General features: G+C 45.2%; 27 protein-coding genes and 2 tRNA genes. 21 read left to right on the top strand and 8 right to left on the bottom strand.

All coding sequences use genetic code 11. The features are described from left to right. Positions 1-47 precede the first annotated feature (47 nt). The 10 genes from QUA58_RS16850 (at position 48) to QUA58_RS16805 (ending at position 6,007) form a co-directional block, all read left to right on the top strand. On the top strand, positions 48-350 hold the full coding sequence (locus tag QUA58_RS16850; protein WP_333394961.1) for a Uma2 family endonuclease: 303 nt from the start codon (positions 48-50) through the stop codon (positions 348-350). Between the two features lie 75 nt (positions 351-425). Then, positions 426-499, top strand: a tRNA-Lys gene (locus QUA58_RS16845). Between the two features lie 52 nt (positions 500-551). Further along, the gene (locus QUA58_RS16840; protein WP_333394960.1) at positions 552-728 is read left to right on the top strand and encodes a hypothetical protein; all 177 of its coding nucleotides are present in this window, start codon (positions 552-554) and stop codon (positions 726-728) included. A 6-nt stretch (positions 729-734) separates the two neighbouring features. After that, positions 735-1,697 carry a GNAT family N-acetyltransferase gene (locus QUA58_RS16835; protein ID WP_333394958.1) on the top strand — a complete coding sequence of 321 codons (963 nt, stop codon included), beginning with the start codon at positions 735-737 and terminating at the stop codon, positions 1,695-1,697. A gap of 753 nt (positions 1,698-2,450) precedes the next feature. Continuing rightward, positions 2,451-2,651 carry a hypothetical protein gene (locus QUA58_RS16830; protein ID WP_333394957.1) on the top strand — a complete coding sequence of 67 codons (201 nt, stop codon included), beginning with the start codon at positions 2,451-2,453 and terminating at the stop codon, positions 2,649-2,651. Positions 2,652-2,861: 210 nt separating this feature from the next. Beyond that, positions 2,862-2,934 (top strand) — tRNA-Lys (locus QUA58_RS16825). A gap of 130 nt (positions 2,935-3,064) precedes the next feature. Further along, a complete protein-coding gene (locus tag QUA58_RS16820; RefSeq protein WP_333394956.1) occupies positions 3,065-3,526 on the top strand; it encodes a hypothetical protein in 462 nt (153 codons plus the stop codon). 222 nt (positions 3,527-3,748) lie between these two features. Further along, positions 3,749-5,182, top strand: coding sequence for a hypothetical protein (locus tag QUA58_RS16815; RefSeq protein ID WP_333394954.1), 1,434 nt, complete (start codon positions 3,749-3,751; stop codon positions 5,180-5,182). 103 nt (positions 5,183-5,285) lie between these two features. Next, positions 5,286-5,576: a Txe/YoeB family addiction module toxin gene (locus QUA58_RS16810; protein ID WP_333394952.1), complete on the top strand. Its 291-nt coding sequence runs from the start codon at positions 5,286-5,288 to the stop codon at positions 5,574-5,576. Positions 5,577-5,620: 44 nt separating this feature from the next. Further along, positions 5,621-6,007 (top strand): type II toxin-antitoxin system prevent-host-death family antitoxin, encoded by a 387-nt coding sequence (locus tag QUA58_RS16805; RefSeq protein ID WP_333394951.1) that lies wholly within the window; start codon positions 5,621-5,623, stop codon positions 6,005-6,007. Positions 6,008-6,104: 97 nt separating this feature from the next. Here the strand turns inward: QUA58_RS16805 and QUA58_RS16800 are convergent, their stop codons facing one another. Beyond that, positions 6,105-6,365, bottom strand: coding sequence for a DUF433 domain-containing protein (locus QUA58_RS16800; RefSeq protein WP_333394950.1), 261 nt, complete (start codon positions 6,363-6,365; stop codon positions 6,105-6,107). Between the two features lie 314 nt (positions 6,366-6,679). On the opposite strand from QUA58_RS16800, the gene QUA58_RS16795 reads away from it, so the two are divergent. After that, complete coding sequence (locus tag QUA58_RS16795; RefSeq protein WP_333149124.1) at positions 6,680-7,021, top strand: hypothetical protein; 342 nt, start codon at positions 6,680-6,682, stop codon at positions 7,019-7,021. A gap of 141 nt (positions 7,022-7,162) precedes the next feature. On the opposite strand, the gene QUA58_RS16790 is transcribed toward QUA58_RS16795, so the two are convergent. Next, on the bottom strand, positions 7,163-7,555 hold the full coding sequence (locus QUA58_RS16790; RefSeq protein ID WP_333251662.1) for a DUF4189 domain-containing protein: 393 nt from the start codon (positions 7,553-7,555) through the stop codon (positions 7,163-7,165). A 269-nt stretch (positions 7,556-7,824) separates the two neighbouring features. On the opposite strand from QUA58_RS16790, the gene QUA58_RS16785 reads away from it, so the two are divergent. The 5 genes from QUA58_RS16785 to QUA58_RS16765 all read left to right on the top strand — a co-directional run bounded on the left by QUA58_RS16785 (position 7,825) and on the right by QUA58_RS16765 (position 11,199). Continuing rightward, on the top strand, positions 7,825-8,652 hold the full coding sequence (locus QUA58_RS16785) for a hypothetical protein (protein ID WP_333394949.1): 828 nt from the start codon (positions 7,825-7,827) through the stop codon (positions 8,650-8,652). Between the two features lie 45 nt (positions 8,653-8,697). After that, on the top strand, positions 8,698-9,336 hold the full coding sequence (locus QUA58_RS16780) for a ThiF family adenylyltransferase (protein WP_333394948.1): 639 nt from the start codon (positions 8,698-8,700) through the stop codon (positions 9,334-9,336). Positions 9,337-9,376: 40 nt separating this feature from the next. Beyond that, positions 9,377-9,823, top strand: coding sequence for a peptidoglycan-binding domain-containing protein (locus QUA58_RS16775; protein WP_333394946.1), 447 nt, complete (start codon positions 9,377-9,379; stop codon positions 9,821-9,823). 289 nt (positions 9,824-10,112) lie between these two features. Further along, complete coding sequence (locus tag QUA58_RS16770; protein ID WP_333394945.1) at positions 10,113-10,679, top strand: DUF924 family protein; 567 nt, start codon at positions 10,113-10,115, stop codon at positions 10,677-10,679. Positions 10,680-10,743: 64 nt separating this feature from the next. Beyond that, entirely contained in the window at positions 10,744-11,199 is a 456-nt protein-coding gene (locus QUA58_RS16765; RefSeq protein WP_333394944.1) for a DUF6575 domain-containing protein, read from the top strand. 65 nt (positions 11,200-11,264) lie between these two features. On the opposite strand, the gene QUA58_RS16760 is transcribed toward QUA58_RS16765, so the two are convergent. Both QUA58_RS16760 and QUA58_RS16755 read right to left on the bottom strand, forming a co-directional pair. Next, positions 11,265-12,611 carry a sorbosone dehydrogenase family protein gene (locus QUA58_RS16760; RefSeq protein WP_333394943.1) on the bottom strand — a complete coding sequence of 449 codons (1,347 nt, stop codon included), beginning with the start codon at positions 12,609-12,611 and terminating at the stop codon, positions 11,265-11,267. A gap of 358 nt (positions 12,612-12,969) precedes the next feature. Beyond that, a complete protein-coding gene (locus QUA58_RS16755; protein ID WP_333252553.1) occupies positions 12,970-13,470 on the bottom strand; it encodes an autotransporter in 501 nt (166 codons plus the stop codon). Between the two features lie 671 nt (positions 13,471-14,141). Between QUA58_RS16755 and QUA58_RS16750 the strand changes: the two genes are divergently transcribed. Next, positions 14,142-14,777: a L,D-transpeptidase gene (locus QUA58_RS16750; RefSeq protein WP_333252552.1), complete on the top strand. Its 636-nt coding sequence runs from the start codon at positions 14,142-14,144 to the stop codon at positions 14,775-14,777. A gap of 202 nt (positions 14,778-14,979) precedes the next feature. Here the strand turns inward: QUA58_RS16750 and QUA58_RS16745 are convergent, their stop codons facing one another. Beyond that, positions 14,980-16,848, bottom strand: a complete 1,869-nt coding sequence (locus QUA58_RS16745) for a tetratricopeptide repeat protein (protein ID WP_333394942.1) — start codon at positions 16,846-16,848, stop codon at positions 14,980-14,982. 72 nt (positions 16,849-16,920) lie between these two features. Next, positions 16,921-17,814, bottom strand: coding sequence for a Uma2 family endonuclease (locus tag QUA58_RS16740; RefSeq protein WP_333394941.1), 894 nt, complete (start codon positions 17,812-17,814; stop codon positions 16,921-16,923). A 555-nt stretch (positions 17,815-18,369) separates the two neighbouring features. Between QUA58_RS16740 and QUA58_RS16735 the strand changes: the two genes are divergently transcribed. Next, entirely contained in the window at positions 18,370-19,293 is a 924-nt protein-coding gene (locus QUA58_RS16735; RefSeq protein WP_333252549.1) for a hypothetical protein, read from the top strand. Between the two features lie 411 nt (positions 19,294-19,704). Here QUA58_RS16735 and QUA58_RS31565 read toward each other — a convergent pair whose 3' ends face one another. Together QUA58_RS31565 and QUA58_RS16730 are read right to left on the bottom strand one after the other, a co-directional pair. Further along, positions 19,705-19,821 carry a hypothetical protein gene (locus tag QUA58_RS31565; protein ID WP_445243676.1) on the bottom strand — a complete coding sequence of 39 codons (117 nt, stop codon included), beginning with the start codon at positions 19,819-19,821 and terminating at the stop codon, positions 19,705-19,707. Positions 19,822-19,972: 151 nt separating this feature from the next. Next, a complete protein-coding gene (locus QUA58_RS16730; protein ID WP_333252548.1) occupies positions 19,973-20,839 on the bottom strand; it encodes a HEAT repeat domain-containing protein in 867 nt (288 codons plus the stop codon). A gap of 211 nt (positions 20,840-21,050) precedes the next feature. On the opposite strand from QUA58_RS16730, the gene QUA58_RS16725 reads away from it, so the two are divergent. The 3 genes from QUA58_RS16725 to QUA58_RS16715 all read left to right on the top strand — a co-directional run bounded on the left by QUA58_RS16725 (position 21,051) and on the right by QUA58_RS16715 (position 23,619). Beyond that, complete coding sequence (locus tag QUA58_RS16725; RefSeq protein WP_333252547.1) at positions 21,051-21,863, top strand: ABC transporter ATP-binding protein; 813 nt, start codon at positions 21,051-21,053, stop codon at positions 21,861-21,863. A gap of 161 nt (positions 21,864-22,024) precedes the next feature. Then, on the top strand, positions 22,025-22,762 hold the full coding sequence (locus QUA58_RS16720; RefSeq protein WP_333252546.1) for an ABC transporter ATP-binding protein: 738 nt from the start codon (positions 22,025-22,027) through the stop codon (positions 22,760-22,762). After that, on the top strand, positions 22,759-23,619 hold the full coding sequence (locus QUA58_RS16715; RefSeq protein ID WP_333252545.1) for an EamA family transporter: 861 nt from the start codon (positions 22,759-22,761) through the stop codon (positions 23,617-23,619). The genes QUA58_RS16720 and QUA58_RS16715 overlap by 4 nt, the downstream gene beginning before the upstream one ends. Positions 23,620-23,694 lie beyond the last annotated feature (75 nt).

Raw genomic sequence — 23,694 nt, 5'->3', positions numbered from 1 at the left:
GTTTTTGAGCAACAGCTTGCCTGAGATTCAAAGGTGGCTACTTCTAGCTGTGCTCATTTTTTAGTCTAAACTACAGTTACAACGATCGCCATCCCGAACCTCAAGATATCTTTTGGATTGTAGAAGTTGCTCAAACTAGCTTGAAGAAGGATTTAGAGTTGAAAGCCGCCATTTATGCCGAGGCAGAAATTCAAGAATATTGGGTTTTAAATTTGTCTGCTAAGCAAATGATCGTGTTTCGCTATCGGGAGAATGGCGAGTACGCTACAGAGCAAAAGATCGAGGCTGGAACGGTTATACCGCTGGCATTTCCCGACATTCGCGTATCCGTTGAGAGACTTTTCGGGTGATTGGGATCGATCGCCACAAATTTTTACAAAAATAGTTGATTTTTCAGAACGGTTGTGTTATACTAGGTTAGATGCGGGAGTATAGCTCAGTTGGTTAGAGCAGGTGACTCTTAATCTCAAGGTCGAAGGTTCAAGTCCTTCTACTCCCATCCCCAATAACCTACTATTCACAAGGCTTTGAGGCTTTAAACTGTCTGTAGTATGTCGTTCTTCGCCCATTTGGCGCTCACGATGGCAGTCAACGGCTGTAGCGGTTCGATGCGTCGGGGTGTTTGTGTTGTCGGATTTTTAATGCCGATCGACCGCTCGGCTCATCCGATCGATAAAAGTGCGATCGCCCAAGCTATTTTTAAACTGAATAACAACAGGAAATGGTGATTAGCTATGATAGCAAATCTCTCGGCGCGCTGCTATGCGGGTGATCGCGATTTAGATGCGATCGCACATTTAATCAATACTTGCGAAGAAGTCGATCGGCTGGATCAAGGCACTTCAATCTCCGAATTACAACAAGAATTTAACGAACCTTCCCTAGATGTAGCGCGCGATATCTGCCTTTGGGAAGATGCGGAGGGAAAATTAATCGGTTTTGCTCAGTTGTCGGTTTCTGAACCGGGGGAAGTCATCGACGGTTGGCTGTCGTTTCGGGTCCGCCCCGACGCGCGATCGGGCGACGTGGAAGCAGCCGCGATCGCCTGGGGTGAAGTGCGGATGCGCGAGGTGTCTGCGATGCGGAGCGCGCCCGTGAAGCTGCGATCTTGGGCTCGCGCTGAGGATTGCGATCGCATTTCTGTGCTCGCAAGTTGCGGTTTCAGGGCCGATCGCTATTTTTTCCGCATGGCGCGATCGCTCTGTGAACCAATCCCAGAACCGCAATTTCCCGAAGGTTTCTTGCTGCGTCAAGTCTCCTGCCAACAGGATGCGGAAGCTTGGGTAGAAATGTTCAACCAGTCGTTTATCGACCACTGGAACCACCACGATTTTACAGTAGAGAAATCCAATTACTATTCAACTCTACCCAATTACAGAAACGATCTAGATTCGATCGCTGTTGCAGCAGACGGCACTTTTGCCGCTTTTTGCTACTGCGAAATTAACCCCGAGGAAAACGATCGCACCGGCAGAAACGAAGGCTGGATTGGTGTTCTCGGTACGCGGCGCGGCTTCCGCAAAATTGGATTGGGACGAGCAATGTTGCTGGCTGGTTTGCATCGACTCAAAGCTGCCGGTGTCGAGACTGCTATTCTCGGCGTCGATGCTGAAAATTCCTGCGGTGCGCTGCGGCTTTACGAATCAGTAGGCTTTCACAATATTCGCAATAGCATTTCTTATGTTAAGGATATTTAATTGATAGGGACTTACTCACATCTTGCACCATTCTCACGAACAGGCTGTCCGGCCTGTTCCACAAGAAAATTCACTCTTTGTGGAACAGGCCGGACAGCCTATTCATAAAAAGCTTATTGAGAATGGTGCAACATCTCAGGACTTACGCACTCCGACCCAAGAAACCCGGTTTTTTACCGGATATGCGGGTAGCAACGAAATATTTTCCTGAAAAAACCAGGTTTCTCGCCACTGGTGTAAGTTTTATCTAAAAAACTTTTGCTACCCCCTTGACACTTGTGTAGTATAAATGTAGTATATAAATATGGAAAGCGCAGGACAAGCAAAAACCTGTATTTTTCGTGCAAATTCTGAACCTTGACAACTAAATATTGCTCAAAATTTCAACGAACATCAATTTGAAAGTCTTGTAAGATAGACTCGATGGTCATGTTGTTACTTTATACGAGACTGTTCAGTTACAAACTGACTCGGCCCGAGTCAGGTGTTGTACGAAATCAGTCTAATTTCAACGAATTTGATGCGGATTCAGAACAGACAAGTTCTGCCAGGTTAGAATCAACCAAAAAGGCTGAGGAAATCCGCAAAATAAAACAAGCTTATCATTTAGAACGGCGATTCTTTCAGTAAAGATTATCAGACTTCGTGAATCTTTACCGATACTGGCAATTTGCTAAGTCTCACAAAAAGCCAAAGTCGAGAGCAGATAAGCTACTAATCCAAAATCCAAAATTGCTCTAGGAGGTATCGGTAATGGTTCACATTCGTTTTGAAGGACGTTCCTACGATCTGGCCGAAGACCAACTGGGTATCGCGGCAGGAATGAGCGACAAGACTATTAAGGAACGTCTGGCAAATCATTTTGAGGTCAAGGGCGATCGCTTCGAGTCTTACGTTCTGGATCGCCGTCCCAGCGGCGATTTAATTGTTCGCCCAGAAGCCGTTTACGGCTAGAAATTCACTTAAAGCACGTATTAGGCAGCGCACCCCAACTAAAGAAGCTTACAAACTGGATACGTTCGACTTAAAATCGAATTGTAGGTTCAATTCCTACTTGCCGCGAGGCTAAAGCTTCTCTGACTTGTGCGCTGCCTTTTATAGCTGAATTTTTTATATCTATCCGGCGCTGAAAAGTTCCACTTCGCGCCCCAACAAAGGAAGCTTACATACTAGCTCATTGGTAGAGCAATTCCCTTTTAAGGAACTGGTCGCGGGTTCAACTCCTGCGTATGTGCCAACGGCTTTCTTGACTTGCGCGAAGTGACCTTTTAGGCGCTATAAACTCTTGTTGTTAATTCAGGATAATAATTAAGTAATCCTGTTTGTATTGAAGACTTCCGTCCTCAAAAATAAATTGGGTATTAGCCATGAGAAAAAAACTGGCAATTTACCGATCGCCCAAGGAGATAGACAGTCTGATTCATGCCTTCCAAGAAGGCAACCTGTCGCGAAGTCAATGGACGCACGAAGCACATTTAACCGTTGCCCTTTGGTATCTGTGTTATGACTCAGAGCAAGAAGCGATAAATGCGATTCGCAATGGCATTAAACGTTACAATTCGGCTCAAGGAATTGAAGCTACAAAAGATAGCGGGTATCACGAAACACTAACTCTGTTTTGGGTGCGAACTATTCGCGGGTATCTCGCCGATGAAAGCCAAAATCGCTCGATCGTACATCTGGCTAACGGTTTGATTGCAAAATATGCCGATCGCACTTTACCATTTCGCTATTACACCCGCGATCGGCTGATGTCTTGGGAAGCTCGGATTAATTGGGTTGAACCAGACTTGAGATCCCTTGAACTAGAAACAGTTTCCCTCAAATAATTTTCAATAGCAGTTTTTGCCGCGCCCCAATCGCGAGAGCTTACATACAGACCCTATTAGGTTTAGCCATAGGTTTACTAAAAAAAGCTCCCCAAACTTGCGCGGTGATTTTTAAATTTCACTCGCTAGCGTGCAACAACTGCCAACCGCCGATTTTTGGATATTCCTTACAATCAAAAATCGAAAATCAAAAATCGAAAATCGAATTGGGAGGTAGCACCAATGAATGTATTAGAACGCGATTTACGTTTGGAAATGCTCAACAGTCTGCTCACCACTCCTCACCGACAATTGGAAAAGGTGACAGAAATTCACAAGTTAATTGTCGAATTAGACCCGATTTTTTACGGTCACTTAGCGGTGTGGTATCAGCGTCAAGGCGACGTGCGCGACCACAAGGAAGTTTTTGTCGGAAATTTGCTAACCTCGGCGCTGACGGAACACCGAGATGCCGGTTTTATGATGCTGCAAGAGTTTCCTCCCTACGAGGTTTCGCGGATTGTGGACTTTATGAAGCAGCACCAGAATAAGGTGCCCCGCAGCGCGCGCACTGCTGTCACTCGCTACCTGAAATCGCGGGAAAAGAATCCGCAGTTTTTCGATCGCGCCGCCATCCGCAACCGCAAGGCGATGAAGCATTTGTACGCAACGCTGCACGTCAAGCCGAGCGATCGAGCTAATGCTATTCTGTTTAAAGACAATCCGCCGGAAGACTCTCTGGCATTCGTTTTGAAGCAGTTAGCAAAGGCGGCGACACCTGCGGAACAGGCGAATTTGATTGTTGAGTACAAGATTCCGTATACGATCGCAGTTGGTGCGATCAGACAGCTAACGCCAACGGTGTTAGCAGCGCTGATTAACTCGATGTCGCCGCAGGAAGTCATCAACAATTTGAAATCGATTCAGTCTCGCGGCGCGATGGATCACCCGGAAGTCAAGCAGTTGATTGACTCGAAGCTGGATGAAGCCACAAAGTGCGATCGGGTTTCTGCTTACAAAGCGAGTGTTGCGGGCGCGGGCGCGAAATTCGACGCAGCCACGGCGGCGAAGCTGGAAGCGGTGACAAACGAACAGGTGAAGAAGCGCGGCAAGATTGTTAAAGCAACCGGTTTGTTGATTGACAAGTCGGGAAGTATGGAAAGTGCGGTCGAAGTTGGCAAACGTCTCGCTGCTATGATTTCGGGCATTTCCGAAGCTGCGCTGTTCGTCTACGCCTTTGACACGATGCCGTACCCAGTCCAAGCAAACGGCAGCGAATTGACCGATTGGGAGCGCGCATTCAAGCACATTCGCGCTGGTGGCGGCACTAGCTGCGGTTGCGCGGTGGAAGCAATGCGGATTAAGAAGCAGGTTGTCGAGCAGTTCATTATCGTAACAGATGAAGGGGAAAATTCTGCACCTTATTTGGCAGATGCTTATCAGAATTACTGCCGCAGTTTGGGGGTAATTCCTGATGTGCTGATTGTGCGAGTTGGCGCTTACTGCGAATATGTTGAAAAGCAATTGAAGGAGAAGCAAGTGTCGGTGGAAACGTTTACGTTTGCGGGTGATTATTACTCGTTGCCGAATTTAGTGCCGATGTTGTCTCGTCCTTCGCGGCTGGAGTTGTTGATGGAAATTCTGGATGTGCCTTTGCCAGTCAGGGATGACAAGTGATATAATTTACGCATTGCCCGTCAGTTATGCTGGTGGGCAGTGTTTACCCTTATATCTTCTAGCAGAGAGCATAAGGTTGAAAAAATGATCCAGGGTTTGCCAGATGAGTGCTGAGGGTGAGAGCGATCGCGTAGAACGTCAAGCCGTTTTCGAGCCTGAGTTTTTAGAAGACCTAGAATATTGGGTACAAACTGACCGCAAGATGGCGTTACGCTTCATCAAAATGGTCAGAGAAATTCTGCGAGACCCGTTTAAAGGAATTGGCAAGCCGGAACCCCTAAAATACGAATTTTCTGGCGCGTGGTCGCGTCGATTGAATCAACAACATCGTATTGTTTATTTAGTGAGTGATGACCGTGTTAATTTTCTGAAAGGGCGCTATCACTACGAGTAAAGCGATAAAAGTTTAGACCTTAAGTTAGTGGGAGTTAAAATTTTATGTCAACTGAGATTACATACATTGAAGCTGAAGCAAATTTAGAAAACCTGTGCACTCGTGCTGTTGAAACTGGGGAAGTAATCGTCATTACTAGGCCAAACGGCAAAAATGCAGTTTTGATTTCTGAGGCAGAATTAGAAAGTTTGCTAGAAACGCTTTACTTGTTGCGTTCTCCTGCTAATGCAACTCGCTTGTTAATGGCACTGAAACGAGCTAAATCAAGAGTTACTCAACCTCAGACGCTTGATGAAATTTGCACAAAATTTGGGCTTGATGAAGATGCCGATGGACTCGATCCGTCAGACCCAGTTATGCTAGAGGGAATGCGTCAACATCATCGACATTTGGCAGAAACAGAATCGCAGAATTTTCGGAGTGCAATGTGATCTCGCAAGTGTTCGCGATATAATTCTAATCTAACCGTATTTGATATTACTCCCAAACATCTCCCTCAATATCCTCAAGCGGCAACTTTTTCCCGATTCAGAATTCTTCTCTAGTTTTCTCGATAATTTCTCGTAACTCTGGATTGGCGATGGATGACACTAACTGGGAATCCGCACCAGCCAAAGCCGCGCGCAGCTTGGGCGAAGTGAGTGCGGGATATTTCTCTAACACCTGCTTTTCTGTCCATCCCGCCGCAAACAGCCCCAGCAAGAATTCTACAGACAATCGAGTTTCAGGCGCTGCTGGTTGACTTGTTGAAGTTTTCGGGTTGGGATGAATGAGCTTTCGCCAGTCCATTGTTTTACTTAAACGATTTGGGAAGATTTCGCCAATTAATTATAGTACATTTGGACACAGTATAAACACGGGGAGCGTTGACTGACTCTGTAAATTGATACCGCAGAGCAGATCGTTTCCCGATTTTCCGATTAAATTGTTATTACGATCGCAGTACAGCACTTTCTTATAGACTAGACTGATGGGGTGCCGATCGGGCGATCGACCTTTTTGCTTCTATCCGTTTCATTGTCAATTCAGTGCCAAAGCCCGATCGTACTAAATCTCAGCCCATTGTGCAACCCACAATACAACTACTTTAACTTCTTAAAACTATGGGAAAAAAGTCGAAAGCCAAAAAATCCCAGGTCAAAAAATCCAGTTTGCTCTCCCAGCGACTGCAAGAAGCTCTCGATCGAGGCAGTAAAGTTTGGATTAAAACAAATAATAGCAGTTTCGGCGGCATCCCGATTAATTTGTTCGGGGAGTTTGCGGAACTTTTGGTGATAGTTCCCCCTAACGAACAGGCGGAAAATATCGATGCTTACGGACAAGTTACGTGGCTGATTAGACTCTCTGATATTATTGCACTCGCTTACCCTACTGAATACTGGTCTAAAGATAGATTAGAAAGTTTGCTGCCACCTGATGCAGTTACTTCCGAAGTAGGAGATTAACTGTAAGGTGCACATGGTGCGCCCTACTTTTCGCTGATTTGTATTTGGTAAGGTGCGCCTAGCGCACCCTAATTTTACTATTTTTTAACCGGTTTTACGACCAAAAAAAGACACTGAGCCGACCAATTTTTATCACTTTAATTAGTCGTTGCAAGCTGAAAGCTTGATTTTACAGTTACCGCCATCTAGCTCGCTGCAAGCGGCGAGAGCTTGAGCTTCTGCTGCTTCTTGATCGTCGCCCCAGCCCGCACCTGCTCCTCCTGTACCTACGGCGATCGCTCCACAATTATTCCTATTATAGGTCAGCGCTTTGCAGTCGTTCGCACCTCCGGTTTCTTCATTGCAGAAGCGTACTGCTGCGTTTAGTGCTGCTTGCTTTGTAGCATGATCCCAACTAATACCAGTGGCGTCAGTAGTCGCAGAATAAGCAGTAGCTCCATAGGTGCTCTGAGCTTTAGCTACCTGAACCGAGCCAAAAATAGGAAGTGTGAGAGCTGTCACTACAACCAACTTAGAAAAGAGCTTTTGCAGCATATTTACTTTAGATATTTACAAGGTAAAATTTGGAGTCTCGCTCAATATTATATTAGGATATTCATTTGTGTCAAGACTGTTTATAAATCTTTATGTTTGTTTGATGTAAAAGTGTGTTATGTAAAAAAAATAAGACAGGAATTACGCATTCCGACGCATAGAAACCGGGTTTTTTAGCGAATCGGCGGGCGCGAACGAAATATTTTCGTAAAAAACCAGGTTTCTGATTCCCTATGCGTAAGTCCTGTAAGATTACGGAGGTCAATTCAGTGGCAGATATCCGCAAAATTATCAGCAAACTCGCGGCCCAAGAAGGGCAGCTACTCGATACCCAATTCCTAGCTCCTTGCGTGCGCGGAGGAAGCGTGCGGATCAGGGTTAGCTCAATGGTTTATACTTTTCAACCCCAGCCGCAAAAATTTGAAGGATGGGCTATTTTTACCCCTATTAATGAGAAAATAGCTGCGGTGATTGAGGAGCCGAGTTTGCCGCAAGTTGCCGAGTATTTGCAACTGCTTGTACCCGTTCGCTTGCATTTGGCTTGCGTGCTGCAAGGGCAAACTTGGCTGGCATATCCTGTTAACGAATCTGATGCTAAACAGCGCACTGGTGTTGCGAAACCCGTACCAGTCCATTTAGTAAGTGAAGGTTCGCAGTTTGAGCCGATTGTTGCGCGCTGGGACGGTGATTGTTTGTGGTTTGAAGAGATAGACAGACGCGCCGATCCGCTGCCGTCTGAGAAGTTAAAAGCAGGTTTACAAAAGTTGATTTTACCTCAAGATGTTCGCTTTAAAGGGATGACACCGGAAATGCGAACAGTTTATGAGTTGGTGTCCCGAAATATTAAAGATTTCGATCCGAAAGTGCGGGAAGAAAAGCGCTTGCAGCGGGCGTTGAAAATGGGTGGCGGTGAATTGCGGGATTTTTGCGACCGCGAAAATTATTGGCTGGTTGAATGGACTAGCGGCAGTGGAGAACATCATAGTTCTGCGATCGCCAAAAATGACTTAACAGTAATGAGTGCTGGCATTTGTCTCAGTGGCTTGGACAAAGATTTCGACTTGCAGTCATTAGTCGGAGTAGTCGAAAATCGATAAAAATCATCAATTCTGTCAACTATCAACTGTCTACTGTCAACTGTCATGAGTATATTTTTTCACGAACAACTTTACAGAAGTGCCGCAGTGATGTCCCAGATCAAAAATTTCCCGGTAACGGTGTGCGGCGCGGGTGCTTTGGGTGCGAATATTGTAGAGAGTCTGGCGCGATCGGGCTTTTGTCAGTTAAAAGTCATCGATCGCGATCGCATCGAGGAGCGCAACCTTTCCACTCAACCCTATTATCGATCGGACATCGGCGCATTCAAAGCCAAAATTCTCGCCAACAACCTCTACCGCGCTTTGGGAGTCAGCATTGACGCGCACTCAAAAGAATTGACACCCGCAAATGCCGATCGGCTGCTTGCCAACAGCGCCACAGTCATCGATACTTTTGATAACAGTGTCGGGCGGCAAGCAGTCAAGGATTACTGTGCGAGTGCCTCCCTTCCATGCGTACACGTCGGATTAGCTGCAGATTACTCCGAAATAATTTGGAACCAACACTATCGGGTTCCTTCAGCCGCGAATGATGACGTTTGCGATTACCCGCTGGCGCGAAACTTGGTAATGCTGACGGTTGCAGTTGCCTGCGAAGTAATTGTGACGTTTGCTGCTACCAAAGAGCAACAAAATTTAACTTGCACGATCGGAGATTTTGCAGTAAAGCCACTTATATTGTAGAATGTCGGTTGACTGTTGCCAGAAACCAGGTGAATCGAGATTGGATGCCCCCATCCCAGAAACCCGGTTTCTCACCCTCAAACAATCGTCCAACTTGCAAAAAACGCTTGAGAAAATTAACAGGGAAAGTATGGTTGGATCGCAGACTTTTTATTATTTACTTGCAGTTCTGGGCTTATTAGTTTTGACTGGCGCAAATGCAGCAAACTATACAGCGGGCAGCGCAATTTGCCCCACTAATGATTGCCACGAACCAGTAGTAAGACACCATAAAAGGATTTTAAAATGTGGCTCGAAAGGGCACGATGTGAAGAAACTGCAAAAGTTGTTGAACGCGCGGGGCTTGTCCCGACACCCGATCGTAATTGATGGCGTTTTCGGTCCGACAACCGAAGATGCAGTGAAAAAATTTCAGCGACAAGCGGATATTCCTGTAGACGGAGTTGTGGGAGGCAAAACTTGGGACAGACTGTTTGCTAGTTCCTAAATTTAAGCACCGGACAACAAAAGTTCCTAAGTCAGTCGATTTTAGATTTTAGATTTTAGATTTTAGATTTTAGATTTACTCGATAACAGATGAATCTGGAAGCTTAAACTCTGTAATCTAATTTTTCTTCTAGACCCTCGATAGCCTCGGAAAGCAAGTACCTGTGTTTGGGTGGAGTCATCTTTGGTAATAATTAATCACTGCGGTTTGTAGTTGCACAGAGAGTGCATTTTGTGCAACTACAGACACTGAAGCTGCAATCAACAATCAATCGCATACTAGATTGCTAATGAATGAAGTTTTAGATTTTTGGTTTGGTCGATCGCACTCTCCTGAGTTTGGCAAAGTTCAAAAGAAATGGTTTGAAAAAAATGCGGATTTTGATGCAGAAGTGCGATCGGGCTTTATGCAGCAATACGAACTAGCCGCCTCCAGTAAACTCGATTCATGGCAAGATTCCCCCGACAACTGCCTAGCATTAATTCTACTGCTAGATCAATTTCCGCGCAATATGTTTCGCGGAACGCCTCAAGCATTCGCCACAGACAGCAAAGCTTTAGCCACCGCCGAATACGCTCTTAATCATAACTTCGATCGCGAATTGCTGACTGTACAAAAATGGTTTATTTATCTGCCTTTTGAACACAGCGAAAACTTAGAAAACCAGCAAAAATATGTCGAACTATTTCGCCAACTCAGCGGCGATACAGACAGCGATTCAGTCATTGAATACGCGCAGAAGCATTGGGAAATAATCGAGCGTTTTGGGAGATTTCCCCACCGCAATGAAATTCTCGGCCGCGAAACAACCCCCGAAGAAGCAGAGTTTCTGAGACAACCTGGTTCGGGATTTTAAAGCGCGTGCCCAAAACCTTTAGGCTACTTAAATTATCAATATGTGCTTCAAACACCAAGAATATATGGAACAATTAATAGGATTTAAACTAAGTAAATTTCCTCTAACTCTCAGAAGCATAGTCAATTTAGAGTATTTCGACGGCCCGCTACTATCGCTTTTTGAGAATGAATACGGCGATAGCTATCTTTATTCTTGGTGCGATGTAGATAATTTGTACAATCGGTGGTTGGTTTTCAGAGTTGCACAACTAACTCTGAAGCTTTACATAGAGGGACAAGTTTCATTGCACGAGTTAATTGTAAATCCTGTTGACGGATTTCTCTATTCATTAGATATAGACAATGATTTACAGGTGAAAAACACTTATTTAATCCTGCCTGAAAATTTACCTGCAATCTACTTGCCCGAAACAGATTCCTATTACGAACTGTCTGATTTGAATCGCGAAACTGCGGCAGAAGATAGGTTATTAATTTTTCAAAAACTTTCCGGTGAATCTCAACTTAGCAAGGTTTGAAGCTGACTAAAAAACCAGATACCCGAATTCTTGAAAAAGTCGGGCTCTAATCGATCGCCCAATCGTCAGCCGCGATACTGCACTCGATAAATCCGGTTATTCGCTTCCTCAGTAAACAGCAAACTCCCGTCAGGTAAAACCAGCAAACCAACCGGCCTCCCCCAAGTTTTCGGGCCCGACGGATCTGTGAGAAAACCAGTCAGAAAATCCTCATAATAACCTTGAGGGCGTCCGTTCGCCGCATTAAAAGGTACAAACACGATTTTATAACCAGTTCCAGCGTTGCGATTCCAACTGCCGCGAAACGCCACAAAAGCCCCGTTCAGGAATCTTTTGGGAAACGTTTTGCCGTCGTAAAACTGAAGCCCCAAAGCCGCCGAGTGCGCCTGAAACAGCACGTCCGGCATTAATGTTTTAGCCGCTAAATCAGGTCGATCGCTATTGCCGTTTCTAGCGTGGCGCGGGTCGAGCAAATTCGGCTTAAAATAAGTGTAAGGCCAGCCGTAAAACTCGCCTTGACGAATTCTTGTCAAGTAATCCGGCACCAAATCATCTCCCAAACCGTCGCGTTCGTTGACTGTCGTGTAGAGTTGATTGGTTTTTGGGTGAAAATCCAATCCCACGGGATTTCGCAAACCGGAAGCAAAAATTTGCTTGTTTTGGCCGTCCAAATTCATCACTTGAACAGACGCCCTCGGCAGCGGTTCGACATCGGCATTAGACTGCGATCCAACTGAGACGAAAAGCTTGCTATTGTCTGGGGAAACGACAACATTTCGCGTCCAGTGTTGGTTGTAGCCGCCGCCCGGTAAATCAGCAATTTTTTGACCAGTACCTGTCAATTGTTCCTGCCCTTTTGTGTAGGGAAATCGGCGGACTTCAGCGGTATTCCCGAGGAAAAAATAGCGATCGGCAAAAGCCATACCAAAGGGAATATTTAACCCGTTTTGGCCACTTGCAAAAGTCTTGCGAACCTCAGCAACGCCGTCGCGGTTGGCATCTCGCAACAGCGTAATCCGATTCTGGCGCGTTTCTGTTACCAAAACATCGCCTGTCGGCGTCAAAGCCAGCCATCGGGGAGCGTCTAAATTGTCAGCAAAAACGTTGACGACAAAGCCAGGAGGCACTCGCAGGACGGGCGATGCGGGAATCGGTACTACTTGAGGAGGTTTTGAGGCGCTGTCGCTGGCTCCTGGCTGCGGCAAAGAAGTTGCAACAATGCGGATTGGCTGCGGCGACAGCGGTTTGGTCGGTACAATTTGATTTGTCCCAACATTTACCACCGGTGCACGGGAGGGAATTTGCGACAGGGGGCCGTTGTCGTCCACAGCAGGGGCGATCGCATCTGTAGCTCGATCGCACGCCATCATCGGCAACAGCAGAATTAGCAGCAAGAAACGCAGGTAATACATAGCAGCGATTGCTCCACAATTGCTGGACAATTCTATTATTCTAACTGCTATTAAACAGCTAAGCCACCGCCGACGCGGTGGCTTAATTCCATTTACTGATACCAGTTGCCAAAAAGAATGCAAGTGTAGGCGAGTGATCCAAACCTTGAGCTTGATCAGTCAATCGATTTGAGATTTGAGATTTTAGATTAAAGAATTGAAGAAAGCGACCCCACTGATAACTCCGAGGGCTGGCGATCAGGATTCGAGCTTTTTTTCTCGCTCCACGAATGAATCACGCCGCTGGTGACCACATTGCTTTTGGTCATTCCCAATTCTCTAATCAAAAATCAAAAATCGAAAATAGTATAACCTCGCTCTACCAAAGTCCTCTCACAGGAGCCGGACGGGGAGCAGGAGCCGGAATTGGACGGGGAGCCGGAATCGGAGCCGGAGCCGGAGCTGGACGAGGAGCCGGACGCGGTGGCGGTTCTGGGGCCGGACGCGGTGCCGGTGCTGGGGTTGCGGGACGAACAACCGTTGTGGCTACCACCTTATAATCGGGGATCACCGCGATATTTTGGATCTGAGATCCGGCGACGGTGGCTCTGACTTTCATTCCCGGTACTAGACCAATAATTCTCAGGACGCATCTTTGAATCCTGAGAGTCCTGTACGGCGCGCTTTCTTCGCGAATAGTTACTACGTCGCCGACAATACTTTTGACAAAACCGGTAATGGTTCGAGTGCTTGCTGTTGTGGTGGTCTGCGTTTGGGCTATTTGAGTTGCAGGGTTAGCCATCGCAGGATGTACTGAAACCGCCGAAATTAGCACCGACAGGGTTGCACCTGTCAATAATTTGATCTTCTGAAGACGCATTGAAACCTCACATTAACTGCTATTCAGGGTCGGGTTTGCTTCCGCTGCGCGAAAGTCCCAACCTCTATACCTAATCCAGTTTAATCCCCAGAGTAGGAAATTTATGACAATCTCAAAAAAAGATTATCGAACAAGTATTGAAAGACTTAATTTTACATCATAAGTTCCCGATTTACAACAAGTTCAGCGGTTCGCATCTATAGAGTGTTGGCGTGATATATTTGAGTTTGTTCGATCGACCTTAGCAGTTTTTTTCCGCCAACCTAACTGTTGCTGGGGGCAACTCTACCCAAAGACAGATTGTGCTTGCCGGATACAGCAGCGCCATATTTTGAATACTCGATCGCCAGTCGGCTATGGCTAAAAAATCAAATTAGTCGGAGGTATAATTTAATCATTTTCTGGCAATATTTACGCACAAACCGGGTTTTCTCACGACATTCTATTGCGTAACTCCACTGATCCCCTTCTAAAAACCTTGTGGTTTTAGTATTATTGCCTAAGCTTTGTGTAGAGTTACAAATTATCAGTGGTGGAATTTAAACTAAAAACTGTGCAGCGCAGTGGCCGTCAAAAAGCCATCTCAAAATTTTTCTGATCGGGTGCGATTTGCGGATAATTAGATAGGAACTTTGTAGGAACTGCTGGTGAGGAGTTTAGCGAACAAAACAATGGTGAAGAGCAAATTTTTGTTTAACAAGTTAATTGTACTGAGCTTGAGTGCAGCCGCGCTGTCGGTCGGCATACAGCAGCAGGCGACTGCCGAAGTGGTGGCTAATTCAAGTAATAGTGCGATCGCAGCGCAGCGGCCCACATCCGAGACACAATTGCCGAATCTCGGAACCCCAGAACTGCCGCCCCTGGGAGAACCATTTCGTTATATTCCCCAGGAACCCAAGCCTGCGGTAAATCCTATTGAGGAAGTGCGTTTAGTCCTGAAATTGCGAGAACGCCGCGTCTATGTTTACCGACAAAATAAGGTGCAAACCAGTTTCCCGGTTGCTGTGGGAAAAGGCGGCTGGGAAACTCCTACAGGCAATTTTAAAGTTATGCAAATGATCAAAGATCCAGTTTGGCAAAATCCTTGGACAGGAGAACTTATTCCTGCTGGGCCAGACAATCCATTAGGGAGTAGGTGGATGGGGTTTTGGACGGATGGCAAGAATGTGATTGGTTTTCATGGTACTCCGAATCCAGAGTCGATCGGGGGGGCGGCTTCTCACGGTTGTGTGAGGATGTTTGATAAAGATGCACAGGCTTTATTTGAGAAAGTCGCAGTTGGCACACCGGTGATAGTTGAGCATTAGTTGTGATCGAGTAGAAAAATATCAATTCCCGGCGATTGAAATCGCGGCTACAAAAACAAAGTCCGCCGACGCGGACTCAAGAATCTCTTAGTCTGCGAAGGCAGACTTCGTTTGACAAGGAGCGGTTTCAACCGCCGAGTGATTAAGGGGCTGTGGTTTCAACCGCTGATCTATAAAATGGATAACAAACCCTGATTTGATATTAAATAGATTGCTGATATTTTTCCAGCAACTCCGGGATGTAATCGTAGCCATCAACACCGATCGCCGGAATGATATTCGCTCGACTTTTAGCCAAAGATTGTTTAAAAGATTCCGCCCCCATTTGACCCCGCAAAATTGTCAACAAACCAGCCGATTGACGCCACTCCATCGCTCCAATTTGCTCCAAAGTATACATCCCCAAGCTACCCGCAAATATCGCTTTTTCTAGTGAGTTGATTCTGTAATAAGCTTGAGCCAAATAAGCCAAATTCAGGCCTTGCAAATACAAGTCGCCAGAAAATTGGGCAGCTTGCCAACCTTTGAGCAAATATTCGATCGCACCTTCAGCATTTTCCAGGGCAATTTTAGCAATACCGAGACTGCTGGAACAAAAAGCTTGACTTTGCCTGTCCCCCAATTTTTCAGACAGCAACAAACCTTGTTCCAAATAACCGATCGCACTCTCGTAAACCTCCGGTTCCACCTCCTCCAACTGCCGCGCTTGAAAGACTTCACTGTAACCCAAATTAGCCAGAGCATTTGCCTCGCCTTGTCGCTCTCCCGCTTGTCGTGCCATAATTAAAGCCCGCTGACTGTAATTAATCGCTTCTTGATAATTTTTTTGAGCAACATAGTTGCGGCTGATGTGATTGAGATTAGCAACTTCGCAAGCTTTATCTCCTTCCAGACGGGCAATTTCCAGCGATTCCTTGTGCAGCAAGATCGATCGCTCGTAGGCCCCAGCCGCCTGCATCGAATAACCCAAAAGCGTCAGAATCCGAGCTTTCGCTTGAGTGCCTTCAACTCGCCGCAGCGGTTCATCTAAATAATCCAAAGTATGCCGCAGAGCTTTACCATCAAATGAAGCAAAAATTCCCCCGTAAAGCGGAAAATATTCTCGCTGAGAAAACGCGCGCAAAATTTGCAAAGTTACTTGAAAACAAGCATTTGCCAACTGCTCGCCGCTCTTGGTAGAATTATTAAACCCACTAGCTAGTTGACTCCAAATTACCGCAAAAGTAATGTAAGTAGAAATTGAAGCCTTTGTTGACACTTTGGAATCATAAACTTGCTTATCAAACCATGTCGCCAACGCCCGTTGCAAGCACTGCAAAATAATCGCCATTTCCACCAATGTACCAATTTCTACAGCAGATTGCTTTGCTGCAAATTCAACTATAGATTCACCGATTGAAATAGCGTGCAAAAGAGCGTGAGGCAACGGACTGTTAACCTTTTTTGCCCAAAAAGCCCAAGGCCCATTTTGTTCGGGACTGCCAGCGAATCCTAGCTGCTGCGGCTGATAAATCCAACCGACGAGTTCCGGTTCCAACCGCTGCCAAGATTCTAAACCTTTGGCAATACCGGCGGTAATTTGCTGCAAATCTCGCTCGGTTTCGGGATTAGTTGTTTGCAGCATTTGTTGGTGCAGAGATTTTGCCAATTGCTGCAATTGAGCGAGAGTCAGCGGATGTTCTTTATTGGGATCGATTACTTGCAATATTGCCAGGAGGTGGCCGTTGGATTCGGCGGTAAGGATTTGTTGGATGGAAGATGCAATTTCGCGATCGACGCGGTTATCTTTCTGCCAGCGTTCCCATTCTCCTTGGATGGTTTTGAGCGCTCGCAGGCTGCGATTTGCCTTTGCTTGTTTGATTTCGTCTTTTTCATTCCTGAGTTGATTTTCGGCGGCATCAAGGCGTTCGCCGAAACAGCGTTCAAAGATTTCGCCAGTACCGGTACTAATGTCTTGCACCAGCATTTGATAAACTTGTTCTTTGGAGCGAATTTGACCTTTGAGGGTGATTTCGACAATTTTGTCGATTAGGGCTAGGTAGCGATCGCGCAATGAGGTAGATTCAGGCATAATTTATTTTTTGTTAATAAGTTTTTATTGACACCGCTTGCAGCTTGCACCATTTCATGCTGCTACTTAATTTTACAGCTCATCTGGATTAATGCCCATTGCTCGCAGTCGATCGGCCAATTGATTGGCTCGTCGACTTTCCGATTCAGCCCGTTGACTTTCCGATTCGGCTCGTTGTCTTTCAAATTCAGCTCGCTGTCTTTCCGATTCAGCCCGTTGACTTTCCGATTCAGCTTGCTGTCTTTCTATTTCAGCTTGCTGCCTTTCAAATTCAGCTCGTTGACTTTCCAATTGAGCTCGCTGTCTTTCAAATTCTTCAGGAGTCGGAATCAAATTGCCATTAATATCATACCAGCGCAGCCACAACCTTTGATTTTGGAGAAAAGCACCTTCCCACAAACCCAAACTTAACTGTATTTCCGGTATCCAGAATCGAGAACCTGTTAACAATTGTTCGCGGTAACGGTTGCCAATTAAGCGAAATACTCTCAGTTGATTGTTGTATTTGCTAAAAACAAAGTAATAAGGAATTTTCAAAATTTTCTCGTAAACTTGCCATTTAGTCGGCGGTTTGTTTGGTTCGGATTCTGTTAGCCCCAAATCTTCATCTTCCGTACTTGGTGATAGAAATTCGATCGCAATTAAAGGACTTACCACCTCATCCCAAATTACGTAACTTTGGCGCAAGTCTCTGTCTTGGTAAAATCTAGAAACGCCGACAACTAAATACCAATCGGGTCTTTTGTACCAATTGAGGTGGTTGGAGTCGTAGTATAGATTCAGATCGCTGGCAGAGAATACCCGATCGGCTGGATAATTAGAGGGGAGGCAGCTATCGCACAAAAGTTGTGCTTGCCACCGATGATATTCGTCAGGCAAACCGGCTTCCTCCGGGTCTTCACTGGGTAGATCGTACATCGTCGGCAGCACTTTTGCTTGGGAAGATTGCGAGTCTGGTATGTACATTGTTATACAATTATCCCTGCGAGATGTTCAGGAGATTCAGGCATTGCGGTAATTGTTACATTATAACGCGATGTGATTTGTTGTGGCAGAACGTCGCTATCCTTTGCACCGGAAATTTTTGCTAGATATTTTTTACTAAATAACGATCGCCCACTGCTTTTTTTAATAAAAATTATTACCTCGCTCCGAGGGTTGGCTTGAGTTTTTTGGGGAGACTTATCAGGTGTTTTAGTATGTAATGTAGGTAACAGTTTTAAGTGCGAACACTCAGATTTTTGAGTCTGATGGTGCGCCGAATTCGATCGACCAAAAAAAAATGACGACGGGCAGTAAAAAGATGTTGACATACACGAGCTATTTGTGGTAAGTTAAGTGGAATCATGCATTATACATCTGCTACCCAATATCTGCGACACAATTAGTGGTGGCTATGCCAAATTTTTGGTGATCACAGAAGGCGTTTTGGGTCAACGGTTAGACGGCTATACCCGGACTCAATTAAGACTCTGTTAGTATCTTTACTGTTTACATCTACTGATTTTGAGGTAACAAACAATGAAAGACTTAATAATGGGTTATGCAACAAACTGTAAATTCGATGATTTCTACAGGTTCGTTGTATCCACTCGTCAGCATTGTGATCCCGATAAAGTTGATATTGTTGTGTTTATTAATGCCTTAGGGGATGAGTTCGCAAAGGTAGCTCTAGAAAAAAATATCACCCTTATACCAGTTGAAAATGTGTGGAAATGGGTTACTAGCTCAAAAATCCTAAATCTAATCTATCACGCAAAGATGGTGGGACTGCAAGCTTTAATTCGACTAAGTTCAGGCTCTAACCGTACCTACTTAGAGGAGGATTATAGGAGTACGGTTGCCAATTGGATTCATCCACTAGCAGGTCGGTGGATTACTTACCATACATTCCTTAAGGTTAACTCCAGTTATCGAATGGTTATGACTTCAGATGTGCGTGATGTTGTTTTCCAAGCTTCTCCCTTTCATGACTTAGACTCTAGTAAGCTTCACGTTTTTGAAGAAGCAGGTATTTATTTTGGGCCGCCCACTAAAGAAAATGTAGATAGTGAATGGTTGAGTGCTGTTTATGGAAAAAAAACTCTTGAAGAACTGTTGGGAAAACCTATACTCTGTGCAGGGACAGTATTAGGAGGAAACCATCTCATGATGCAATTAATTGAATTAATGGTGTTGGAGGCTCAACGCCATCGTCGTAAGCCTCTAGATCAAGCAATGTTCAATAAGGTGATTAACTATGAATTTCCCAGTAACCAAACGGTGAAACATAATTTGAAGAGTGGTGCCGTCCTCACACTGTGTGGAGATCATGAGGGAGATTGGGAGATTCAGGATGACAAAGTGATGGTTGACGATCGGCTTGTTCCTGTTATACATATGTACGATCGCGATTCTCGGACTAAGGAATTATTTCTCAGCAAGATTCCCAGTCCACAGAACTAAGCTGTAACCGGAGTTGCTTAGGAATTATGTAACTGGCTTACCTTAATCGGACTCTGCGATTTTCTCAAGTCTGGGTTTAAACCCCGTGAACGGTTACATCCGTGGTGTTCTAGTCGATGAAATTCTTTCATTCAGTTGACAGTTGACAGTTGACAGATGAGTGCGACCTCTACCTAGAAGCAAGAGGATTGGAGTAATGAATAGTTTTCTTTTAATTTCTCCCGATCAGGGAGAGGCTTTAAACCAATTCTTTGTGGTAATCGCTTCGGAAGTTGAGTTTAACTTCCCCGTGGGGGGAAGTTGAGCTTAAAAAGGGAAACTTTAAGAACATTCTGCTTCCGTTTTTCTTTAACGCCTTGGTTTTACACTAGAAATCCTGCCTTCTCTCAGACTTGGCGACGGCACACCATTCTAGAAATAACACCAAGCGCCATCCAATCCCGGCCGCACGTAAGTAAAAGCCTGACATTGTTGATCAAACGCACGGATTTGTTTGCAAAGATCCGGGTCTGGTTTGCTAATGTACATATTGCTATAATTAGCGCCGATTCTGTCAGTATTTAAATCTAAATTCCACCTTGTCAACAGCCAGTAGCTGCAGCAGTGCAGTTTTAGCTTCTGCACCAATCATCCCCAAAGCAGAGTCTTTCAGCAAGAGAATTAGCTGCGGCAGTGCAGTTTAAGCTTTTGCACGGATTTTATTCAAAGCAGAGGCTGTACTATTACGCACATTTGGATTGGAGTCTTTCAGCAAGACAATTAGCTGCGGCAGTGCAGTTTTAGCTTCTGCACCGAAACTTCCCAAAGCAGAGGCTGCACTACTACGCACAGTTACATCTGAGTCTTGAAGTAGGGAAATTAGCTGTGGCAGTGCAGTTTTAACTTCTGCACGCATCCTTGCCAAAGCATAGTCTGCACGGCTACGCACATTTGCATCGGAGTCTTTCAGCAAGAGAATTAGCTGCGGCACAACAGTTTTAGCTTCTGCACCCATACTTCCCAAAGCATTGGCTGCACGGCTACGCACGGTTGCATCGGAGTCTTTCAGCAAGAGAATTAGGTGCGGGACAGCAGTTTTAGCTTCTGCACCAATCCTTCCCAAAGCATAGCCTGCACGGCTACGCACATTTGCATCGGAGTCTTTCAGCAAGAGAATTAGGTGTGGCAGTGAAGTTTTAGCTTCTGCACTAACCGACACATCTGAGTCTTTCAAGGTTTTGACAAAGGCAGGAATAGCAGGAGGACGAATTTGTCTTAGAACCTCAGCAGCACTCTGGCAGACTGACAAATTCTGATCCTGCAAAGCTTCCATCCAATCAGGGATGGCTGGTTGACCTATTTTTTGTAAGAGCTTAATAGCTGGATCAAGTGCCGTTTCATCGTTAATGTTTGACTTCTCGGTAAGGGAGGCAATCTGTTTGGGATTAGCTGTGGGTTCGTCCCCAATTCCAGCCGCAGCATTGCGAGTCAACAGCAAAGGCGATGTGAAAGATAGAAACGAGAGAGCAATTACGGCAGCTAATCTTTGTCGGCAGTGCTTCGTCATGGGCTAGAATCCTTGTGTTTGATGAGCCGTCTCAGCCATTAGAATAATTGTGTATACATTCTCATCAAACTGTTTCAGGACTCTGGGCGATCTAAATTTGTGCTTGTCCGTGGTGAAATCGATCGCCCTAAATACTGCTTAAAAAGCGCCACTTTAAGAAGATTCCGCAGTCTAAGGCATAATTAGATATCTTATATTCTATGATTTCTTTATGATTTCCGAACCCCTTACCCTCTCAACAAGCAATCCTGTTTTAGCAGCCAAAGGATTAACTCGCCGGTTTGGTGGTTTAATTGCCGTGAATGACGTATCTTTTACAGTTGAAAAACACGAAATCTTTGGATTGATCGGCCCTAACGGCGCGGGCAAGACAACTCTATTTAATGTAATGACTGGACTGATACCTGCCTCTAGTGGCAATCTGATTTATCAAAACGAAAATATTTCTAAATTGCGGCCTTATCAAATTGCGAATAAAGGTATGGCCAGAACATTTCAAAATATTCGGTTGTTTGGCGAACTTTCTGTTTTGGAGAATGTGGCGATCGCCCGACACATCCACAGTCGCTCTGGAAATCCGGTATTATCGCTACTATCGGGGATTTTCGGCTTACCAGCGTCTAACGCAATGGAACGCAAAACCCAGCGGAAAGCGCGGGAATTGTTGGATTTAGTCGGATTGGGCGATCGCGCGGGCGAACAAGCCAAAAACCTGCCCTACGGCGACCAGAGGCGCTTAGAAATCGCCCGCGCCCTAGCCCTAGAACCGACAATATTGCTGTTAGATGAACCAGCGGCGGGGATGAATCCCAGCGAAAAGCACAAGTTAAGTGAATTTATCCGCGAAGTGCGCGCACAATTCAATTTAACTGTAATATTGATCGAGCATCACGTACCGCTAGTTATGGGATTGTGCGATCGAATTGCGGTGCTGCATTTCGGTCAGCTTATTGCCTTGGGAGAACCTGCTGTTGTTAGGAATGACCCGGCAGTGATTGAGGCTTATTTGGGAGATGAAAATTAAATAAATTAAAATTAGATAAAATTCCTTCACATTGGGTACCAATTTCACCCATTCTGTAGGGGCGGGTTCACCGACAATAATTGCCTAAAATCCACGATATCATAAACCCGCCCCCGCCCAACCGCAAATCAGAATATACCTCAAATTAAAAGTTACAATAAATGCAACACAGCCCAATCCAAGCCAAAGAAAACATCCTCTTAGAACTAAAAAACCTTTGTGTAAATTATGGTGGCATTCGAGCCATACAAAATATTAATCTGACAATTAATGCGGGCGAAGTTGTCAGTCTCATCGGCGCTAACGGTGCGGGGAAAAGTACGACGCTGAGAGCAATTTCTAAAATAGTTAATTTGCAACAAGGACAAATTATTTATAGCGGGCGCGATATTACGCGCCGCCAAGCTCACGAAGTGGTAAAATTGGGCATCGCCCACAGTCCCGAAGGGCGCAGGGTTTTGGCGCAGCAGACGGTGTTGACAAACTTGGAATTGGGGGCTTACGTGCGATCGGACTTTGCGGCCGTCAAAGTTGATTTAGCCCGCCAATTCGAGCTATTTCCGCGCCTAGCAGAAAGGCGCACTCAACTAGCTGGAACCCTTAGCGGTGGGGAACAGCAAATGCTGGCGATCGCCCGCGCGCTCATGAGCCGCCCGAAACTGCTATTATTAGACGAACCGAGTTTAGGCTTAGCACCTGCGATCGTCAAAGAAATTTTCACAATTATTCAAAACCTGCGCTCTACGGGCGTTACAATTCTGTTGGTAGAACAAAACGCCAACTTAGCACTCCAAATTGCCGATCGGGGTTACGTACTAGAAGCTGGTAATATTACTCTCACAGGTATAGGAGCAGATTTGCTAAACGACGAGCGAGTCAGGAGCGCATATTTAGGTTGACTTGGTTAATTTTTGGAATTTTGACCGCTTTCTTTGAAGCCGTCAAAGATGTTTTTGGCAAACAAAATCTCAAAAAAAGTGACGAATATGTTGTCGCTTGGTCTCTCTCATTTTTTTCAGTCATTTTTTTGATTCCCTGGGTATTCTCTACAGAAATTCCAGCATTAAACTCTCAATTTTGGCTCGCCCTACTAATCGGAGGTAGCATCAACGCTGTCACAGCCCTCCTCTACATCAAAGCCCTCAAAGTATCAGATTTATCCCTGACAGTACCGCTGCTAGCTTTGACACCATTATTCATGTTGGTAACTTCACCGTTAATTGTCGGTGAATATCCCCAATTTTTTGATTATATTGGCATTTTACTAATCGTAGCAGGCTCTTATTTATTAAATATCAAAGATAAATCTAAAGGATATTTAGCCCCATTTAAAGCACTGCTGGATGAACCAGGATCAAAATTGATGTTAATCGTCGCATTTCTATGGAGTATTGCCGGAAATTTTGACAAAATAGGAGTTACAAATTCCCACCCTATTTTTTGGGTATTCTCTTTGTTTGGTACCATGAGTGTTTTGCTACTGCCAGTTTTATTGCACAAAACCCCAAATCCAGGGCGACAAATTTTCAAACAATTACCAATGCTAGCGGCTATGGGGTTTTTCAATGCTATTGGAATAATTTTTCAAATGCAAGCTTTGACATTAACTTTGGTAGTGCAAGTGATCGCAATTAAGCGTACTAGCGTGTTAATGGGTGTATTGTTCGGTCATTTCATTTTTAAGGAAAAAGATATTCAACAAAGATTATTAGGGGCCGGAATTATGATTTTGGGAGTTTTATTTATCAGTTTATAGGTTGAGATTTCCGGGACTTTGACGCCCATTCTCCCCCCAAATGTAGGGGCGATGCCCCCGTGCTCGCCCTCTCTC

This window comes from Microcoleus sp. N9_A1 (assembly GCF_036701795.1).
Taxonomy (GTDB): Bacteria; Cyanobacteriota; Cyanobacteriia; order Cyanobacteriales; family Microcoleaceae; genus Microcoleus.
This window is presented reverse-complemented; position numbering and strand designations above follow the sequence as displayed.

What these genes read in the sequence shown, in the direction of transcription:
- QUA58_RS16840 (WP_333394960.1), top strand. Translation starts at nt 552, where the DNA reads ATGTCGTTCTTCGCCCATTTGGCGCTCACGATGGCAGTCAACGGCTGT.
- QUA58_RS16835 (WP_333394958.1), top strand. Translation starts at nt 735, where the DNA reads ATGATAGCAAATCTCTCGGCGCGCTGCTATGCGGGTGATCGCGATTTA.
- QUA58_RS16830 (WP_333394957.1), top strand. Translation starts at nt 2,451, where the DNA reads ATGGTTCACATTCGTTTTGAAGGACGTTCCTACGATCTGGCCGAAGAC.
- QUA58_RS16820 (WP_333394956.1), top strand. Translation starts at nt 3,065, where the DNA reads ATGAGAAAAAAACTGGCAATTTACCGATCGCCCAAGGAGATAGACAGT.
- QUA58_RS16815 (WP_333394954.1), top strand. Translation starts at nt 3,749, where the DNA reads ATGAATGTATTAGAACGCGATTTACGTTTGGAAATGCTCAACAGTCTG.
- QUA58_RS16810 (WP_333394952.1), top strand. Translation starts at nt 5,286, where the DNA reads ATGAGTGCTGAGGGTGAGAGCGATCGCGTAGAACGTCAAGCCGTTTTC.
- QUA58_RS16805 (WP_333394951.1), top strand. Translation starts at nt 5,621, where the DNA reads ATGTCAACTGAGATTACATACATTGAAGCTGAAGCAAATTTAGAAAAC.
- QUA58_RS16800 (WP_333394950.1), bottom strand. Translation starts at nt 6,365, where the DNA reads ATGGACTGGCGAAAGCTCATTCATCCCAACCCGAAAACTTCAACAAGT.
- QUA58_RS16795 (WP_333149124.1), top strand. Translation starts at nt 6,680, where the DNA reads ATGGGAAAAAAGTCGAAAGCCAAAAAATCCCAGGTCAAAAAATCCAGT.
- QUA58_RS16790 (WP_333251662.1), bottom strand. Translation starts at nt 7,555, where the DNA reads ATGCTGCAAAAGCTCTTTTCTAAGTTGGTTGTAGTGACAGCTCTCACA.
- QUA58_RS16780 (WP_333394948.1), top strand. Translation starts at nt 8,698, where the DNA reads ATGAGTATATTTTTTCACGAACAACTTTACAGAAGTGCCGCAGTGATG.
- QUA58_RS16770 (WP_333394945.1), top strand. Translation starts at nt 10,113, where the DNA reads ATGAATGAAGTTTTAGATTTTTGGTTTGGTCGATCGCACTCTCCTGAG.
- QUA58_RS16765 (WP_333394944.1), top strand. Translation starts at nt 10,744, where the DNA reads ATGGAACAATTAATAGGATTTAAACTAAGTAAATTTCCTCTAACTCTC.
- QUA58_RS16760 (WP_333394943.1), bottom strand. Translation starts at nt 12,611, where the DNA reads ATGTATTACCTGCGTTTCTTGCTGCTAATTCTGCTGTTGCCGATGATG.
- QUA58_RS16755 (WP_333252553.1), bottom strand. Translation starts at nt 13,470, where the DNA reads ATGCGTCTTCAGAAGATCAAATTATTGACAGGTGCAACCCTGTCGGTG.
- QUA58_RS16750 (WP_333252552.1), top strand. Translation starts at nt 14,142, where the DNA reads ATGGTGAAGAGCAAATTTTTGTTTAACAAGTTAATTGTACTGAGCTTG.
- QUA58_RS16745 (WP_333394942.1), bottom strand. Translation starts at nt 16,848, where the DNA reads ATGCCTGAATCTACCTCATTGCGCGATCGCTACCTAGCCCTAATCGAC.
- QUA58_RS16740 (WP_333394941.1), bottom strand. Translation starts at nt 17,814, where the DNA reads ATGTACATACCAGACTCGCAATCTTCCCAAGCAAAAGTGCTGCCGACG.
- QUA58_RS16735 (WP_333252549.1), top strand. Translation starts at nt 18,370, where the DNA reads ATGAAAGACTTAATAATGGGTTATGCAACAAACTGTAAATTCGATGAT.
- QUA58_RS31565 (WP_445243676.1), bottom strand. Translation starts at nt 19,821, where the DNA reads ATGTACATTAGCAAACCAGACCCGGATCTTTGCAAACAAATCCGTGCG.
- QUA58_RS16730 (WP_333252548.1), bottom strand. Translation starts at nt 20,839, where the DNA reads ATGACGAAGCACTGCCGACAAAGATTAGCTGCCGTAATTGCTCTCTCG.
- QUA58_RS16725 (WP_333252547.1), top strand. Translation starts at nt 21,051, where the DNA reads ATGATTTCCGAACCCCTTACCCTCTCAACAAGCAATCCTGTTTTAGCA.
- QUA58_RS16720 (WP_333252546.1), top strand. Translation starts at nt 22,025, where the DNA reads ATGCAACACAGCCCAATCCAAGCCAAAGAAAACATCCTCTTAGAACTA.